This window comes from uncultured Methylobacterium sp. (assembly GCF_964244095.1).
GTDB lineage: Bacteria > Pseudomonadota > Alphaproteobacteria > Rhizobiales > Beijerinckiaceae > Methylobacterium.
In genome coordinates this window covers 1-3,245 of sequence record NZ_CAXTHR010000246.1, presented here as the reverse complement: position 1 = coordinate 3,245, position 3,245 = coordinate 1, and the positions used below count along the sequence as shown (strand labels likewise).

The window sequence follows — 3,245 nt, the reverse complement described above, 5'->3', positions numbered from 1 at the left end:
GTTCCCGTTCACGGCCAACGGCCGGGCCAAGGCCAACGGCACCACCGAGGGCTTCGTGAAGGTGCTGGCGGACGCCGCCACCGACCGGGTGCTGGGCGTCCACATCGTGGGCGCGGATGCCGGCAACCTCATCGCCGAGGTCGCGGTGGCGATGGAGTTCGGCGCCAGCGCCGAGGACATCGCCCGCACCTGCCACGCGCATCCGACCTTGACGGAAGCCGTCAAGGAGGCGGCTCTGGCTGTGGGCAAGCGCGCGATCCACGTGTGACCGGCGCCCGCCCGCCGTTCACGCCGAGCGGAGGGCGGGCGCGAGGCCGGCGATGCGCAGGAGCGCGGTCGGCGCCGGCGGCGCGGTGATCGCGTTGAGCAGGTAGGGCCGGCGGAGCGCCAGCGCGTGATGGAGCGCGAGGTCGATGTCGCGCGCGTGGAACGGCATCCGCAGGACGAAGTCCGCGCCGAAGTAGCGTGCGGCCTGGGCGATCGGCTCGGGATCGCCGGTCGTCATCAGGGTCAGGCGGGTCGGCAGGCCGAGCGGCTGCACTTGGCAGGCGAGTTCGAGGCCGTCGATCCCGTCGAGCTTCACGTCGAGGAAGGCGAGGGCGTAGCGGCCCGCCCTGAGCAGCTTTAGGGCGTGGCCGCCGGAATCGGTCTCGTCCACCGCAAGGTTGAAGCCGCTCCGCGCCAGCACCCGGCCGATCGTCGCACGCCCGGCCTCCGAGGAGGAGGCCAGGAGCACCTGCGTCGGCATCCGCCGGCGCGCGTCGGTGTGGAGCAGGTTCTCGACATGGGTGAGGTCGAGTGGCGTCTTCAGCACCTCGTAGGCGCCGAGGCTCACCGCGAGTTCCTGCCACTGCGCGAAGGCGCGGGCGGCGACCAGCACGAGGCAGGGCAGGGTCGCGCCGCGCTTGCGTACCATCGCGACCGCCTCCGGGCCGCTCAAGCCGTCGAGCTGGAGGCCGACGAAGGACAGCGCCGGCCGCCGGGCGAGGACGGTCTCGATCAGCGTCTCGCCCGAACCGGTCTCGAGGATGCAGGCCGACGGATCGAACCGCAGGACCACCGCGGCCAGCTCCGCCCGCCGCCCCGCATCGCGATCGGCGATGAGCACGACGTTGGCGCGTGGCGTGTGCCGGGGTCCTTCCGGTTCGCCGCTGTCGATCACCATGGGCACCCGTCCACTCGGCTGTGTCAACTTAAGGCATAGGCCGGAATGGTGATGACGCCCTTAATGGTCGGATCGACAAGGCTCGTGCGATCGGCCGTGCGGCGGATCTACGGACGATCTCCCCTCGCAACAGCGGAGTTTGCTTCCGATCCCGGGGCAGCCCCCGGCCCGGACCCCATCCTCGCGACCATGAGGCGGTGCCGGCCCGCCTAGGAGGCCACGGCCCACGGGCGGGCGCCTGATGCCCGCGGCGCAGGCCCCGCAGGCATCAGGCGCGCGGCGGGATGGGCGCGGTCGTGCGGCCGGCGCGCGGATGCGTCGCGTCGAAGGCGCTCATCAGGCGGGCGGCGTCGACCTTGGTGTAGAGCTGCGTCGTCGAGAGCGAGGCGTGACCCAGAAGCTCCTGGATCGCGCGCAGTTCCCCCTGGCGCGCGAGCAGATGGCTCGCGAAGGAGTGGCGGAGCGCATGCGGCGTGGCGCTGTCCGGCAGCCCGAGCGCGCCGCGGGCCCGGGCGACGACGTACTGGATGATCCGCGGCGAGAGCGGACCGCCGCGGGCGCCGACGAAGAGCGGCCCCTCCGACGGCAACGGATGCGGGCAGGCGGCAAGGTAGGCCGCGACCGCGTCGGCGACCAGCGGCAGCACCGGCACCATCCGCTCCTTGGCGCCCTTGCCGGTGACCGTGACCGCGTCGGTTCCGGGCAGCGGCGCGTCGCGGCGGGCGAGCCCGAGCGCCTCCGAGATGCGCAGGCCCGCCCCGTAGAGCAGGGCCAGCACGGCGGCATCCCGCATCAGGACCCAGGGCGCGCGGTCCTCGTCCATGCGGAGCGACGCCTCGGTGAGGGCGCGGGCCGCGGCGATCGGGAGCGGGCGCGGCAGCCGCCGCGCGACCTTGGGCGCGCGCACGGCACCCAGGGCCGCCACGGTGCCGTGGCCCTCGCGCTCCAAGTACTTGGCGAAGGAGCGCAGGCCCGCGAGCGCCCGCATCAGCGAGCGCCCGCCGACCGCATCCGCCCGGCGCGCGGCCATGAAGGCGCGGACGTCGCGCGGCTTCAGGGCGACGAGCGCGGGGATCGTCGGGGTGCCGAGGCGCGCGTCGAGGTGCGTCAGGAACTGGCGCAGGTCGCGCTCGTAGGCCGCGACGGTGTTCTGGGCCATCCGCCGCTCGCGGGCGAGGCTCACGCTCCAGGCGTGTGCGATGGCGCGCAAGCGCGCGTCGCCCGGCATCGCGAACGTGAGCGAGGTTTCCGCAGACGGGGCGGCGGATACGGGCATCGCTGACGGCATGGGTATCTCTGACGGCATGAGGATATCAGTCAGGGCCGCCGCGGTTGCGAGCCGGTTAACGGCCCTTGATCCCGATCCCCATGTCCTCCGGGCGCTCGCGCAGAGGATGCGGCGCGCCGACATTCCGCGGAGCACCGCGCGGTCGTAGCCGAGCGGCCGGGCTCGCCATCGGCTGCCAAACGGACACGGCGCCACGAAATCTCGTGCCATCGCCACGAAATCTCATGTTAAACGAGACCCCCTGGTCCGTCCTCATTCTTCCAAATCGTCGACCGAACGGAGACCCTCTCCGTCTCCCGGGCTGGCACACCGCTTGCGCTTCTCGGCGATACGGCAACGATAGCGGCGCGAGACATCCGATGGCCCTGTTCGACGATCCCTTCGATGCGACCCGGCGGCTGTCGCGCGGCGGCTGCGCCTGCGGCGCGCATGCGAGCGAGGCCGAGCACGCGGCGGCGCTCTCGGGCGATGCCGAGATCCAGCGGCTGGTCGATGGCGCGGTGATGCGCGCCCTGTTCCCGCAGGATGCCAAGCGTCGCGCCTTCCTGCGCAGCGTCGGCGCGGCCACCGCGGCTGCGGCCGTGAGCCAGTTCTTCCCGACGCGGTTCGCGGCGGAAGCCTTCGCCGCCGCCGGCGCGCCGGAGAAGAAGGACCTCAAGGTCGGCTTCATCCCGATCACCTGCGCGACGCCGATCATCATGGCCAAGCCCATGGGCTTCTACGAGAAGCAGGGGCTGAACGTCGACGTGGTCAAGACCGCCGGCTGGGCGGTGATCCGCGACAAGACCCTGA

The 3,245-nt window shown here is 72.6% G+C and carries 3 protein-coding genes and 1 pseudogene; 2 read left to right on the top strand and 2 right to left on the bottom strand.

The window, feature by feature from the left end:
* Nucleotides 1–268, top strand: a pseudogene (locus tag ACFE86_RS21945) (dihydrolipoyl dehydrogenase); the annotation flags it as partial.
* An 18-nt stretch (nucleotides 269–286) separates the two neighbouring features.
* Here ACFE86_RS21945 and ACFE86_RS21940 read toward each other — a convergent pair.
* Together ACFE86_RS21940 and ACFE86_RS21935 are read right to left on the bottom strand one after the other, a co-directional pair.
* Nucleotides 287–1,165 (bottom strand): response regulator, encoded by an 879-nt coding sequence (locus ACFE86_RS21940; protein WP_375457427.1) that lies wholly within the window; start codon nucleotides 1,163–1,165, stop codon nucleotides 287–289.
* Between the two features lie 268 nt (nucleotides 1,166–1,433).
* Nucleotides 1,434–2,393, bottom strand: a complete 960-nt coding sequence (locus ACFE86_RS21935; protein WP_375457428.1) for a tyrosine recombinase XerC — start codon at nucleotides 2,391–2,393, stop codon at nucleotides 1,434–1,436.
* A 419-nt stretch (nucleotides 2,394–2,812) separates the two neighbouring features.
* Between ACFE86_RS21935 and ACFE86_RS21930 the strand changes: the two genes are divergently transcribed.
* The coding region (locus tag ACFE86_RS21930) for an ABC transporter substrate-binding protein (protein ID WP_375457426.1) at nucleotides 2,813–3,245 on the top strand (433 nt) is incomplete at its 3' end.